This is a genomic window from Diaphorobacter sp. HDW4B (assembly GCF_011305535.1).
GTDB lineage: Bacteria > Pseudomonadota > Gammaproteobacteria > Burkholderiales > Burkholderiaceae_C > Diaphorobacter_A.
Map to the genome: position 1 here is coordinate 988,282 of NZ_CP049905.1, position 12,911 is coordinate 1,001,192.

A 12,911-nucleotide genomic window follows, 5' to 3' on the forward strand; every position below is an offset into this window, starting at 1 on the left:
AAGAGAGTAGAGGCAAAAATCATCAAGCCTCAGACCAAGAAACCACCCCAGTCCAAGCAGTCACCAAAACAATCACACCAAACACAATCCGGTAATAAGCAAACGGCACAAAGCTGTTGGAGCTGATGTACTTCAGCAACCACCGCACACACAGCCAAGCGCTGACAAACGAAAAAACCAGCCCCACAGCAAACAACGGAATATCCGCCGTGGAGAGCAACGCCCGCTCCTTGTAGAGGCTATACACCCCCGCCCCGATCAGCGTAGGAATCGCCAAAAAGAAAGAAAAGTCTGTAGCCGTCTTGCGCGAAAGGCCAAGAAACATGCCCCCGATGATCGTCGCACCGCTGCGGCTGGTGCCCGGAATCATCGCCAGACACTGCACCAGCCCGACCTTGAGCGCATCCATCACGGTCATGTCGTCCACGGAGTTCACCCGAATGGCACCGGCACCACTCGCGCTGCGCTTTTCAGCCCAGAGAATGATGAAGCCGCCCAGAATGAAAGTAGTGGCCACCACATAAGGCGTGAACAGATGCGCCTTGATGAACTTGCCGAAAATCAGCGCCAGCACCACGGCGGGCAGAAAGCCGACGATCACGTTGAGCGCGAACTTCTGCGCGCGGCGCTCGGTGGGCAGCTCGACGATGGTGGACTTGATGCGTTCCCAGTACACCAGGATCACCGCGAAGATTGCGCCGGTCTGGATCGCTATGTCGAACACCTTGGCCTTCTCGCCGTGAAACCCGAGCAGCGCGCCCGCAAGAATCAAATGGCCGGTCGATGAGATGGGAAGGAATTCGGTCAGGCCCTCGACCACCCCCATGATGGCGGCCTTGAGCAGCAAAAGCAGATCCACGTTGTTATCCTGAATGCAGGCTAGGAAAGAAGGAAGTGCTGATTATGTGCGTAGCGCGTAACGCAAAGTTCCTGCACCTAGCGTATTGCCCCATGCGGAGAGTAAGCATTTGCAGCACACTGGCAGACTAGGCCCACGCTCGCGGCCTGCCATCGCTGCATTCCATGTCTGCTGACAACCCACCAAAAACATCCGACACCTCCGTGGTGTGGCCCATGCTGCTCGCGCTCACTGCGGGCTTTGCGCTGAGCAACGCCTACCGCACCGTCGCCGCGATTCTGGGCACGCCGCTGTCGCAGGAGCTTGGCTTGTCGCCACAAGCACTCGGCATTTTTGCGGGCAGCTTTCACTTCATGTTCGGCGCGATGCAGCTGTTCATGGGCATTGCCATCGATCTCTGGGGCGTGCGCCGCACAGTGCTCTGGGCTTCACCGCTCGCGATTGCGGGCGCGGTGCTGTCGGCGGCGTCACCCAACTATGGCGTGCTGCTGATCGGACAAGCCATGATCGGCGTGGGCTGTGCGCCAGCGTTTCTGGCCTGCACGGTGTTCATCTCGCGGCATTTCCCGGCATCGCAATTCGCGTCCGTCTCCGGCACGGCCATGTCGATCGGCGTGCTGGGCATGCTGTTCACCGGCACGCCGCTGGCCTGGCTGGTGCAGAGCACCACTTGGCGCGTGGGCTTTGCGGTGCTGGCGGTGATGTCGGTTCTGGCCTGGCTGTTCATCTGGCGCGTGGTGCACGAGCCCGCACTGCCCGATGAAGCCAACTTGCGCAGAGAAACCATAGGCCAGGCGATTGCACGCTTCGGCTCGCTGTTCATGATTCCCCACACCTGGGGCATTGTTGCGCTGGGCTTCATCGGCTACGCGGCCTTCATCAGTCTGCGCGGGCTGTGGCTCGGGCCGCTGCTGATCAGCCGCTACGACTTCTCGCTGGTGCAAAGCGGCAATGTCGCACTGGTGCTGTCGCTCGTCGCGCTGTGCGGCCCGATGGTGTTTGGCCGTATCGACCCCGGCCCCGAAACACGCAGACGCTGGCTGGTCACCTGCACGCTGATCTTCGCGGCGCTGTTTGCTTTCATCGGTTTCTCGCACAACGCCTGGGCCAATATCGCAGCGGCGCTCGCGGTCGGCTTTTTCTCGGGCTATCTGATCCTGCAATATGCCGACGTGCGCAACGCCTACCCCGCCGCCCTCACCGGTCGCGCCATGGCCGCATTCACGATGGCAATGTTTCTCGGCATCGCCGCCATGCAATGGTTCACCGGATTGGTCGCATCGATGGCGCAAGCACGCGGGCTCGAGCCGTTTGGCCCGGTGATGTTCAGCATCTCGGCCTTGCTGGTGCTGGGTGCGCTGGCCTTCACCTTGCTGCCCTCGCCACCCAAGACCGCCACCGCACTTCAGAGCTGACTCGCTCCCGCGCCGTCCCCGCGGTACAGCCACGGCACGTCGAGCAGCTTTTCGCCCAGCAAACGCAGCGACATGTCGCGCCCGAAGCGCACAAACCCCGTTGCATGAAAAATGCTGCCGTTGCGCCGCGAACGCTCCTGCACGCGCGCATTGCGCTGCCAACGATTGAGCGCATAACGGCGCAACCGCAGATTCACCTCCAGGTCGTGCATGGACAGCGCGCGCTGCAGCTCCGCCGCATCCTCGATCGCCATGCCCGCACCCTGCGCCAGATAAGGTCGCATCGGATGCGCGGCATCGCCGATCAGCGCGACCAGCCCCTGCGCCATTTCCTGCGGACCGCGCACCGGCGGGCGATCCGACAACGGCCACAGCCGCCAGCCGCTGCTCACCTGCGGCACGGCGCGCACCAGTTCCTGCAAGGTCGAGCAAGTCTGCGCCAGCGCCGCTTCCAGATCGGAGGCGTTCGCACCGTGGTCCCAATGATCGAGATCGGCGGGCGACTCGCCATGCCGGATCGCCACCACATTCATGAGCTCACCACGCCGCAGCGGATACTGCACCACATGCAGCTTGGGGCCGAGCCACGCCGTGACGTGATTCGTGCGCATGTGCTGTGGCAAATCGACCTGTTTGATCACCGCGCGATACGCCAGATGCCCGGACGCGCGCGTCGCCACTTCGCCCAGCAACCGAGCCCGCGTGCCACTGCGCAGCCCATCCGCGCCGATCAGCGCATCACCCTCCACCAGCGTGCCGCCAGCCAAGCGCACGGTCACCACGCCATCGCCTTCCTGATGATGTTCGACCGGATGCTGGAGATTCAAATGCACGGCAGGCAGATCCTTCACCGCATCGAGCAGCAGCCCATGCAGATCCGCGCGATGGATGGTCGCGTACGCCGCACCATAGCGCTCGATGGCCGATGCACCGAGCGGCAACGCAGCCAGTTCAGCGCCGGACACCGCACTGCGCACCTGCAGCTTTTCAGGAAACGCCGCCACCGCCTGCAAGGCCTTGTGCAACCCCCAGGCCTGCAGACGCCGCACCACATTCGGCCCAATCTGCACACCCGCGCCCACCTCGGTGAACTCGGGCGCGCGCTCAAACAACCGCACCTCCCACCCCGCCCGCTCCGCCGCCAGCGCCGCAGCCAACCCACCAATCCCGCCGCCGGCAATCAAAATCTGTTTCTGCATGGACGAGATTGTGATCGTGCCGGGAACGCGTGAGGAAATTCACGGCAAATAGTCGTGCGATTCAGGTCGAAATACGCTCGCCATCCAAGCCAACGGTTTTGTTCAGCGAGAACGAAAAAGAGCGACCGGACTCGTCGTCCGGTCGCTCTTCGAGTGGTTGCGACAGAAAGAATCAGTCGGCCAGCAACTGGCGCAACACGTACGGCAGGATGCCGCCGTGGCGGTAGTAGTCGACTTCGATCGGCGTGTCGATGCGCAGCTTCACCGTCACCGATTTCTTGCTGCCGTCCGGGCTGGTGATCACCAGTTGCGCGTCGCTTTGCGGCTTCAGGTCTGCGGCCGGAATCACGTCGATGGCTTCATCGCCCTTGAGGCCCAGTGTCTGCCAGCTGTCGTCGCCCTTGAACTGCAGCGGCAGCACGCCCATGCCGACCAGATTGGAGCGGTGGATGCGCTCGAAGCTGCGCGCGACGACGGCCTTGATGCCGAGGAGTTGCGTGCCCTTGGCGGCCCAGTCGCGACTGGATCCAGTGCCGTATTCTTCGCCCGCCAGAATGACGGTGGCGCGGCCTTCCGACTGGTACTTCATGGCGGCGTCGTAGATCGCCATCTTGGTCTCGTGACCTGCTGCATCGCGGTACAGCGTCAGGCCGCCCTCTTCGCGCGAACCGTCAGGCAGCGCGGGGATCATCAGGTTCTTGATGCGCACGTTGGCGAAGGTGCCGCGCATCATCACCTCGTGGTTGCCGCGACGCGAGCCGTAGCTGTTGAAGTCGGCCTTCTGCACGCCGTTGTCCTTGAGCCAGATGCCTGCGGGCGAGGACTCCTTGATGGAGCCTGCGGGCGAGATGTGGTCGGTGGTGATCGAGTCACCGAACAGCGCCATCACACGCGCGTTGTGTACCGAGTACGGACTGTCGGCCTGACCTGTCGGCTCCTTCACATCGAGCGTGAAGCCGTCGAAGAATGGCGGCTCGGCGATGTAGGTGCTTTCGGGCCAGGTGTAGGTGGCACCGGTCACGCCCTGGATTTTTTCCCACAGCTTGCCTGGCTCGGCATCGACCTTCTCGTAGTTGGAGCGGAAGGCCTTGCCGTTCATGGCGTACTTCATGAGCTTGTGGATTTCGTCGCTCGTCGGCCAGATGTCGCCCAGATAGATGTCGCGGCCCTTCTTGCCCTTGCCGACGGGCTCGGTCATCAGGTCCTTGCGCACGTTTCCGGCAATCGCGTAGGCCACCACCAGCGGCGGGCTGGCGAGGAAGTTGGCGCGGATGTTCGGGTGGATGCGCGCCTCGAAGTTGCGGTTGCCCGAGAGCACTGCCGCGCAGACCAGATCATTCTGCTGAATGGCGGTGTTGAACTCCGGCAGCAGATCGCCCGCATTGCCGATGCAGGTGGTGCAACCGTAGCCCGCAATCGAGAAGCCCAGCTTTTCGAGATACGGCAACAGGCCGGATTCGGTCAGATACAGCGTGACCAACCGCGAGCCTGGCGCAAGCGAGGTCTTCACATGCGGCTTGACCGACAGCCCCGCCTCCACCGCCTTCTTGGCCAGCAGACCGGCAGCCAGCATCACGCTCGGGTTCGAGGTGTTGGTGCAACTGGTGATGGCGGCGATCAGCACATCGCCGTTGTGCAGGTCGATGTCCTGCCCTTCGATTCGCTCCACTGCCTTGTCGGCGGCCTTGATGCTCGCTTCGGCATCGTCCACCACCGGCTTGTTGGCCACCATTTCGACCACGTTCTGCGGCGCTCCGGCAGGCGTTGGTTTGGTGACCGGATCGACCGTTTCGCCGCTGCCGTTGATGTGCACGGACACGGGTTTGTCGAGCTTTTCCAGCGGCAGATTGAAGCCGTTCTGCGCGGCAGGGGCGGTGAACAGTTCGGTGAATTTCTCGGCCACATGACCGATCTCGATGCGGTCCTGCGGGCGCTTGGGGCCAGCGAGGCTTGGAGCGACAGAGCCCAGATCGAGCTTGACCACATGCGAGTAGTCGATCTCGCCAGCGAGCGGCACGCCGAACAGGCCCTGCGCCTTGAAGTATTCCTCGAAGGCTTCGATCTCGGCCTTGGTGCGGCCTGTGCCCTTGAAGTAATCCATGGTCTTTTCATCGACCGGGAAGAAGCCCATGGTCGCGCCATATTCGGGCGCCATGTTGCCGATGGTGGCGCGGTCCGGCACAGCCAGACTGCGCGTGCCTTCGCCGAAGAATTCGACGAACTTGCCGACCACCTTTTCCTTGCGCAGGATTTCGGTCACCGTGAGCACCACATCGGTGGCGGTCACGCCTTCACGCACCTTGCCGGTCAGCTCGAAGCCGACCACGTCCGGCGTGAGGAAGTACACGGGCTGGCCAAGCATGGCCGCCTCCGCCTCGATGCCGCCCACACCCCAGGCCACCACGCCCACGCCGTTGATCATGGTGGTGTGGCTGTCGGTGCCGACCAGCGAGTCGGGGTAGTACACGTCCTTCTTGGTTTTGTGCACGCCACGCGCCAGATATTCCAGATTCACCTGGTGGACGATGCCGAAGCCCGGCGGCACAACGCCAAACGTGTCGAACGCCTGCATGCCCCACTTCATGAACTGGTAGCGCTCGTTGTTGCGCTGGAATTCCAGCTTCATGTTCAGGTCCAGCGCGTTCTTGGTGCCGTAGTAGTCGACCATGATCGAGTGGTCCACCACCAGATCGACGGGCACCAGCGGCTCGATGGTCTTGGGCTTCTTGCCCAGTTCTGCGGCCGTGCTGCGCATGGCAGCCAGATCGGCCAGCAGCGGCACGCCGGTGAAGTCCTGCAGCACGACGCGGGCAACGACAAAGGGAATCTCGTCGGTGCGCTCGGCATTGGGCTTCCAGTTGGCAAGCTGCTCCACATGCTCGGGCATCACCTTCTTGCCGTCGCAATTGCGCAGCACCGATTCGAGCACGATGCGCAGCGACACCGGCAGGCGGTTCACGTTCGGGAACTGCTTGGCGAGCGCGGGAAGAGAGTAGAACTTGCCCTTGGATGACTTGCCGGACCCGGCATGGAAGGACTTGAGGGTGGTCTCAAAGGCGTGGCTGGATTCGTGGGTCTTGGCCATTTTGTGGAGCTCCGTTTGAAAACTTCAACTCACATTCTGGCAGTCACTGCGATGTTTCGCTATCGCATGCCAAAAACCGTGCAAGGTAGCAGGCGTCTTCCATAAAAAATCCAGTTCCGACAATCACTTAGGCGCCTCGCAAAGTGAATTTTCCGCAATCCCTCCACAATACCCCGCAATCCCCTACTCTTGTCACGCAAATGAGATGAAGGCCAATGGCAAACCTGAAACCTGTCAAACCGCTTTCAACGGAATCTTGAAACCACCCATGAAGGAACGTGCGTCGCATATTTGCAATTCGGCCTGACTGTAGTTCCGGCTTCAAATCCCCTGCAGGGAACTTCACCCGCCTCTTCACATCGCGAACCAGAGTTGACGGATTCAAATGGCGATTCAAAGTCCGCCCCAAAGTTCAGAATAAAAAGTGAACCGAACTTCCTAATACTCTCCCAAATGGGTCCGTCGAATCGTCAACAGCCCAATTGAGTGGCCAAGTTTTGAAACCACTAACACAGTTGGCACCACAACCAGCCTACGCAATACCCACAATGGTGCAGCCCCAATGAAGCCCTATTCGATTGCCGATGAATGGGGCAGGGTTTCAATCCTCCAAAAGAAAAAGTCCGCATTCAGCGGACTTATTCCCGAGTGACGATCTTGTCAGTGGATGCCTTGCGACACCTGACAGAGATGCGAATCGTGCGAATCAAATGGCGAACTTTTCGCGATCCTGGCCCTGAATCCACTTCGGAGCCTTGCCGCGGCCTGTCCAGGTCTCGTTCGTCTCTGGATTGCGGTACTTGGGAGCAACCTTCACGCCGGAAGTGGTGGAAGAGCGCGAACCGCGACCTGTAGGAAAAACGTCCTGAGCAGTCAGGCCATATTCAGCCACCAGACTACGCACTTGTGCCACTGCAGCCGAGAGCTCCTGGCGACGCGCATCGTTGATTCGTTTTTCAAGGTCTTCGCGTTGCTTCAGAAGGTCTTTGTAGCTATCTGTCATGGTTGTGCCAATCAAGTGAAATGAATGAATGTGAGTCGATTATATAAACAAAAATCAACCCTTAATCAATATGTGGCGAATTCGCGGACTCTTTACAAACTCCACGCACAATGCACAAAGACAAAACATATGAAAACGCACTGCAATTCTGAGCAGCCCGCTCATGTGTGACACTGGGTGAAGTCTCCAGTGCTGATTCAGATAGTTACTAATCTCCGCATTACTGCCCAGCTTGAATGCAATAGACCGACTTTCAGCTCCGAATGAATGCGGGCATGTCAGGTTCCCGAGTGTCATCCTGAGAGACAATTCGATCCAGCACATCATTGCCCGAACCTCGAGAACACTCGCTTCATGGCCCATTACTTTATTGGCGACATTCAAGGATGCGACGCCGCATTCACCCGTCTGCTGGAACACATTGACTTCTCCGCCAGTCGCGACACGCTGTATCTGCTGGGCGACCTCGTCAACCGGGGACCCGACTCGGCTGGCGTGCTGCGCCGGGCAATGCAGTTGGGCGACAGCGTGCGCGCCCTGCTCGGCAATCATGACCTTCACTTGCTCGCAGCCGCACACGGCGCACGCCATCCCTCGCGTCGCGATACGCTGAACAGCATCCTCGACGCAGCCGACCGCGATGCCATGCTGGAATGGGTGCACCAGCAGCCACTGGCGCGCTCGTTCACGCTGAACGGCGAGCAGATGCTGATGATTCACGCAGGCGTGCTCCCCCAATGGACGTTTGAGGAAACGCTTGGCCTTGCCGACGAAGTTCAGCAGATGCTGCGAAGCCCCGATCTGCCCGAGTTTCTCAAGCAGATGTACGGCAACCTGCCCGACCGCTGGAGCAACGATCTGCACGGTGCGGACCGCCTGCGCGTGATCATCAACTCGCTCACGCGGCTGCGTTTCTGCTCGCCCGAAGGCGTCATGGATTTCGACAGTACCGAAAGCGCCGCCACGCCGCCCGAAGGGCTCATGCCCTGGTTCAACGTGCCCGGCCGCCAGACTGCCGAGGTGCTCGTGGCGTTTGGCCATTGGTCCACATTGGGTTTGGTGAATCGCCCCAACCTGCTGGCCCTCGACACCGGCTGCATCTGGGGTGGCTGTCTGAGCGCCATGCGCATCGGCACCACATTGGCCGACCGCGAGTTGTTCGATGTGGAATGCGAACAGGCGCAGAAACCGGGCTAAGGTTAGGCTGCAGGCACGCGTTGCAAGCGCAATTCCATGCCTGCCGACAACCAATGCGAACCATCGGACAGACCCGCCATCACATCGATACCGGCATTGCGCGCACTGAACTCTGCCAACGCGGCATTGCCACGCACCATCAGCGCGGCACCCCAACCATTCACGTCTTCGATGCGATCCGCCCGCAGCGCCACGCCATGCACACCCTGCGTGGGCCAACCGGTTCGCGGGTCGAGAACATGGTGCAAGTGGCGTCCGTTGCGGACGAATGATCTTTCGTAGTCCCCCGAGGACGCCACCACGCCTCTCCCCTGCAATTCCATCGCACCCAGCAACTGCTGCGGCGCATTCGGATCACGCACGCCCACGCGCCACGGCTTGCCGTGGTTCGATCCGGCAATCAGCACATCGCCGCCACCGTTGATCAGGGCGTTGGCAATACCCTTGTCCTGCAAGGTTTGCAGGCCCGCCTGAAGAATCGGCAGCTTGGCGATGCCGCCCAGATCCAGCGCCATGCCGGGTCGCTGCAGAAAGGCCGTTCCCATCTTCGGGTCAACCACCAGTTGACGCATGTTGACCAGCGCGAGTGCGCGCTTCACATCGGCATCGGATGGCACCTGTTCGCGCCCCGGCTCGAAACTCCAGCCCTTGTTGACCGCACCGATGGTGATGTCGAGCGCACCGCCGCTTTGCGCGTGCAATCGCTGCGCCTGAAGCAAAACTTCCAGCACCTCGGGTGCCACACGCACTGGTTTGACGCCCGCTGCAGCCGCCATGCGAGCGACATCGCTGTCCTCGCGATAGCGGCTCATCAGGCGCTCCAGTTGCTGCATCCGCATGAAAGCAGCATCGATGCACTGCAACAGCTCGGGCAGCTCCGACGCTTTGGAATCTGGCACCACCACATCGACTCGCGTGCCCATCAATGCAAGACTTTTCCTCGCCATCGACAAGCCCGCATCGCCCGCCGCGTGTGGAGCCGCAACCGCACTCATGTACGGCAACGCGCCCAGCAACGGCAGGGCAAGCACCAGACGCCGCCGACGCGCATCCACGCTTGAGTCGGCCTGCGCGCGAATCCCTGTTTTCATGATGCCCTCATCCCTTTCGCCAACTGGCTACAAGCGTTCTTACTGCGACAGGCTGACCATGTAATCGACGGCGGCTTTCACATCGGCATCGGCCAGCGACGAGCCGCCGCCGCGCGCAGGCATCGCACCCTTGCTGCCGGTGAAGCCTTCGATCGCATGCTTGTAGAGCGTGTCTGCACCCTGCGCGATGCGCGGACCCCAATCGGCCTTGTCGCCGGGCTTGGGCGCACCCGCCACACCTGCGCTGTGGCACAGCGCGCAGGTCTTGTTGTAGGTGCTCTTGCCCAAGGTGTTCTCGGCCACTGCAGGGGCCGGGGCCGCAGGAGCCGCCACTGGCGCAGCCGGAGCGGGCGTGGGAGCCGGAGGCGCATCGCTCTTGCCGCAAGCGGCCAGAGTGAGCGTCAGAGCAATCGAGACCAAGGTGAGTGTGGTGGAGCGCATGTCATTCCTTCTTTCTTCTAGCTGACAAAAATCATCGCGTTGAGTGATCGGAGAGCTGGCTGTTGAAGCCCCTTGCTCACAGCTCAACTCCCTTGCCTGCAGTTTGATCATTTTTCGCTATTACTAAATTGATCTGGGTTAAGGAAAAAAAGCGGACTCGCGGCGACCATTCATTACCCGCTCAAAGCGGGCTATGAAGTCACAAAAATGATCAGCCATTCCCATCACTCCACTTTTCGCCGATTGCACCAACTGCGTCTTGGCATCGTGGTGTGGCTGATCCTCGGCATGACAGCCGCCTTCGCTTCCCCGTTTCTGCGCCCCGCCCGCTACGAGGTGGTGTGCGGTGCCAGCGGCAAGGCGCATCTGGTCACGCATGACGACAACAGCTTCGGCAAAAGTCGTCCCAAGAATTTTCATGACATGGACTGCGCGCTGTGCGCGGCCACCTCTCTTCCACGTCTGGCACTGGATGCGCCAAGCCTGCAGCCCATCGATGGATTGCTGAACTTCGCGCTGCCCACGCTGGTCCAGGCCGTGCCTCCCACTGCAGCGCCGCCGCCTGCGCGAGCGCCACCGTTCAACGTTTCCCTTTTCTTTCAACAGTCCTCAGAGAGGTCGATATGAGCCAGGAAAAAACAGATCTGCACAACGAAACCGTCGGCATGGGCCGTCGCAGATTCATCAACAGCGCCGCGCTGGCAGGATTGGCCGTGGGAGCCGTCGCGTGCAACGACAACAAGTCGGCCGCACAACCCGCCGCCGCACCGGCTGCAGCGCCCGCATCCGCTGCACCAGCGGCCCATGCAGGAGCGAACGTTCACCTCAAGCCCGGCGAGCTCGACACCTACTACGGCCTCTGGAGCGGCGGCCACACGGGCGACATGCGCGTGCTCGGCTTGCCATCGGGCCGCGAAATTCTGCGCATCCCCTGCTTCGTGCCGGACGCGCTGGTCGGCTGGGGCATCACCAACGAATCCAAGGCCATCATGGGCACCAAGGCTGACGGCAGCCTGCGGTATTTCGTCGGCGACACCCATCACACGCATGCCTCGTACAAGGACGGCAACTACGACGGCCGCTATGCGTGGATCAACGACAAGATCAACTCGCGTGTCGCCCGCATCCGCCTCGACTATTTCATCTGCGACAAGATCACCGAACTGCCCAACGTGCAGGGCTTTCACGGCATCTTTCCGGACAAGGCCGACCCGGTCGATCCGGCCATCAACTACACCACGCGCGTGTTCTGCGGCGGTGAGTTCGCGATTCCGCTGCCCAACAATGGCACCGATGCGAACAAGCCCGAGAAGTACCGTTCGCTGTTCTCGTGCGTCGATGCCGAGACCATGGAACTGCGCTGGCAAGTGCTGCTGGACGGCAACTGCGACCTCGTGGCCACGTCGTACGACGGCAAGCTCGCCGCCACCAACCAGTACAACACCGAGAACGGCATTCACTACGAAGACATGATGTCGGCCGAGCGCGACGCCTGTGCGTTCTTCCACATCGCTCGCATCGAAGAAGCGGTGAAGGCCGGCAAGTTCAAGACCTTCGGCAACTCCAAGGTGCCGGTCGTCGATGGCACGCATGAGTCCAACAAGGATCCGAAGACCGCGCTCGTCGCCTACGTAAGCACGCCCAAGAATCCGCACGGCGTGAACGCCAGCCCCGATGCCAAGTACTTCATCTGCGCTGGCAAGCTCTCGCCCACGGCCACCGTGATCGAACTCGCCAAGGTGCTCGACTGGTTCGACGGCAAGCTGGAAAAGCTCGACAGCGCCATCGTCGCCGAAGTGGAACTGGGCCTCGGCCCGCTGCACACCGCTTTCGACGGACGCGGCAATGCGTTCACCACGCTGTTCCTCGACAGCCAGGTGGTGAAGTGGAACATCGATGCCGCCATCAAATTCCACGCAGGCGACAAGAACGCCAAGTACGTGGTCGACCGTCTCGACGTGCACTACCAGCCAGGTCACATCAACGGATCGCAGTCCGAAACGCGCGCTGCCGACGGCAAGTTCATCGCCGTGGGCTGCAAGTTCTCCAAGGACCGCTTCCTGCCCGTGGGCCCACTGCACCCCGAGAACGAACAGCTCATCGACATCTCCGGCGAGAAGATGGTGCTGCTGGCCGACCACCCTGTGCGCGGCGAGCCGCATGACTTCATCATCTTCAAGCGCGACCTGCTCAAGCCCAAGCAAGTCTATGCACTCGACGATTCACCAATTGCCATCAAGGACCCCAAGGAGTCCGGCGTGTTCCGCAATGGCAAGAAGGTGACGGTGAAGATGACCTCGCAGGCACCTGCGTTCAGCATGCGCGAATTCACCGTGAAGAAGGGCGACGAGGTGACGCTGATCCTGACCAATCTGGACAAGGTCGAAGACCTGACCCACGGGTTCGCGATCCCCAAATACAACGTCAACTTCATCGTCAATCCGCTGGAGACCAAGTCGGTGACCTTCCTCGCCGATCAACCCGGCGTGTACTGGGCGTACTGCACACACTTCTGCCACGCGCTGCACCTTGAAATGCGCACACGCATGATCGTTGAAGGCTGAGCCGCCCCGTAAAGCGGCCATCAAGCAGGTGCCGCCGTCTCCAAACGACGTCACCTG

At 61.1% G+C, this 12,911-nt stretch carries 10 protein-coding genes; 4 read left to right on the plus strand and 6 right to left on the minus strand.

The features are described from left to right. Positions 1 to 22: 22 nt before the first annotated feature. Entirely contained in the window at positions 23 to 859 is an 837-nt protein-coding gene (locus tag G7048_RS04695; RefSeq protein ID WP_166067028.1) for an undecaprenyl-diphosphate phosphatase, read from the minus strand. Positions 860 to 1,023: 164 nt separating this feature from the next. Between G7048_RS04695 and G7048_RS04700 the strand changes: the two genes are divergently transcribed. Continuing rightward, the gene (locus tag G7048_RS04700; RefSeq protein WP_240933169.1) at positions 1,024 to 2,274 is read left to right on the plus strand and encodes an MFS transporter; all 1,251 of its coding nucleotides are present in this window, start codon (positions 1,024 to 1,026) and stop codon (positions 2,272 to 2,274) included. Here the strand turns inward: G7048_RS04700 and G7048_RS04705 are convergent. The 3 genes from G7048_RS04705 to G7048_RS04715 form a co-directional block, all read right to left on the minus strand. Then, the gene (locus G7048_RS04705) at positions 2,265 to 3,473 is read right to left on the minus strand and encodes an FAD-dependent monooxygenase (RefSeq protein ID WP_166067029.1); all 1,209 of its coding nucleotides are present in this window, start codon (positions 3,471 to 3,473) and stop codon (positions 2,265 to 2,267) included. The genes G7048_RS04700 and G7048_RS04705 overlap by 10 nt on opposite strands. A gap of 172 nt (positions 3,474 to 3,645) precedes the next feature. Continuing rightward, on the minus strand, positions 3,646 to 6,558 hold the full coding sequence (locus G7048_RS04710) for an aconitate hydratase (RefSeq protein WP_166067030.1): 2,913 nt from the start codon (positions 6,556 to 6,558) through the stop codon (positions 3,646 to 3,648). A 706-nt stretch (positions 6,559 to 7,264) separates the two neighbouring features. After that, positions 7,265 to 7,561, minus strand: coding sequence for an H-NS histone family protein (locus G7048_RS04715; RefSeq protein WP_166067031.1), 297 nt, complete (start codon positions 7,559 to 7,561; stop codon positions 7,265 to 7,267). A 354-nt stretch (positions 7,562 to 7,915) separates the two neighbouring features. On the opposite strand from G7048_RS04715, the gene G7048_RS04720 reads away from it, so the two are divergent. After that, entirely contained in the window at positions 7,916 to 8,758 is an 843-nt protein-coding gene (locus G7048_RS04720) for a symmetrical bis(5'-nucleosyl)-tetraphosphatase (RefSeq protein ID WP_166067032.1), read from the plus strand. A gap of 2 nt (positions 8,759 to 8,760) precedes the next feature. On the opposite strand, the gene G7048_RS04725 is transcribed toward G7048_RS04720, so the two are convergent. Next, a complete protein-coding gene (locus G7048_RS04725; RefSeq protein WP_166067033.1) occupies positions 8,761 to 9,849 on the minus strand; it encodes an FAD:protein FMN transferase in 1,089 nt (362 codons plus the stop codon). Between the two features lie 39 nt (positions 9,850 to 9,888). After that, positions 9,889 to 10,290, minus strand: a complete 402-nt coding sequence (locus tag G7048_RS04730; protein ID WP_166067034.1) for a cytochrome c5 family protein — start codon at positions 10,288 to 10,290, stop codon at positions 9,889 to 9,891. A 207-nt stretch (positions 10,291 to 10,497) separates the two neighbouring features. Here G7048_RS04730 and G7048_RS04735 point away from each other — a divergent pair, with 207 nt between their 5' ends. Together G7048_RS04735 and nosZ are read left to right on the plus strand one after the other, a co-directional pair. Beyond that, a complete protein-coding gene (locus G7048_RS04735) occupies positions 10,498 to 10,917 on the plus strand; it encodes a DUF2946 family protein (RefSeq protein ID WP_166067035.1) in 420 nt (139 codons plus the stop codon). Continuing rightward, positions 10,914 to 12,854, plus strand: coding sequence for a TAT-dependent nitrous-oxide reductase (nosZ, locus tag G7048_RS04740; protein WP_166067036.1), 1,941 nt, complete (start codon positions 10,914 to 10,916; stop codon positions 12,852 to 12,854). Before G7048_RS04735 ends, nosZ begins: the two co-directional genes overlap by 4 nt. The last annotated feature ends 57 nt before the right edge of the window (positions 12,855 to 12,911 follow it).

What these genes read in the sequence shown, in the direction of transcription:
- G7048_RS04710 (WP_166067030.1), bottom strand. Translation starts at nt 6,558, where the DNA reads ATGGCCAAGACCCACGAATCCAGCCACGCCTTTGAGACCACCCTCAAG.
- G7048_RS04730 (WP_166067034.1), bottom strand. Translation starts at nt 10,290, where the DNA reads ATGCGCTCCACCACACTCACCTTGGTCTCGATTGCTCTGACGCTCACT.
- G7048_RS04735 (WP_166067035.1), top strand. Translation starts at nt 10,498, where the DNA reads ATGATCAGCCATTCCCATCACTCCACTTTTCGCCGATTGCACCAACTG.
- G7048_RS04700 (WP_240933169.1), top strand. Translation starts at nt 1,024, where the DNA reads ATGTCTGCTGACAACCCACCAAAAACATCCGACACCTCCGTGGTGTGG.
- G7048_RS04720 (WP_166067032.1), top strand. Translation starts at nt 7,916, where the DNA reads ATGGCCCATTACTTTATTGGCGACATTCAAGGATGCGACGCCGCATTC.
- G7048_RS04715 (WP_166067031.1), bottom strand. Translation starts at nt 7,561, where the DNA reads ATGACAGATAGCTACAAAGACCTTCTGAAGCAACGCGAAGACCTTGAA.
- nosZ (WP_166067036.1), top strand. Translation starts at nt 10,914, where the DNA reads ATGAGCCAGGAAAAAACAGATCTGCACAACGAAACCGTCGGCATGGGC.
- G7048_RS04725 (WP_166067033.1), bottom strand. Translation starts at nt 9,849, where the DNA reads ATGAAAACAGGGATTCGCGCGCAGGCCGACTCAAGCGTGGATGCGCGT.
- G7048_RS04705 (WP_166067029.1), bottom strand. Translation starts at nt 3,473, where the DNA reads ATGCAGAAACAGATTTTGATTGCCGGCGGCGGGATTGGTGGGTTGGCT.